The organism is Mesorhizobium waimense (assembly GCF_003601975.1).
In the GTDB taxonomy this organism is placed as follows: domain Bacteria; phylum Pseudomonadota; class Alphaproteobacteria; order Rhizobiales; family Rhizobiaceae; genus Mesorhizobium; species Mesorhizobium waimense.
The window spans coordinates 1-415 of sequence record NZ_QZWZ01000229.1 but is presented as its reverse complement, the minus strand read 5'-3'; the positions used below and the strand labels follow the sequence as shown (position 1 = coordinate 415).

1 pseudogene is annotated in these 415 nt (G+C 69.2%); it reads left to right on the top strand.

The features are described from left to right. Window positions 1–415, top strand: a pseudogene (locus D3227_RS40770) (molybdopterin-dependent oxidoreductase); the annotation flags it as partial.

The following is a 415-nucleotide window of genomic DNA, read 5'->3' as shown; positions in this document are numbered from 1 at the left end:
CGGCACCACGGTGCGGCTCAACCGCCCGCACGACAACCGGCACCTCTCGGTGAAGCCGGGCGACGACGGCTTCATGGTGCAGCACTTCAACCCCACCAGCCGCGAGCGCTGGGAGGCGACGCCGACGACGCGCAATCTGCATCGAACCCTGGTGCCGATCGTCGGCCGCAACGGCGGCTGGAGCCAGGCGCTGGGACCGACGCAGCTCGCCTGGATGTTCCAGGAGGAGCGGCCGGCCGACTGGCCGATGCCGGAGCCGACCCATCCGGACGTGTGGTTCGTCTACCGCTCCAACCCGGCGATCTCGTTCTGGGACACGCGCCGGCTCGCGGAGTCGATCGCCCGCTTCCCGTTCATGGTGGCGTTCGCCTACACGGTCGACGAGACCAATTACATGGCGGACTTGCTGCTGCCG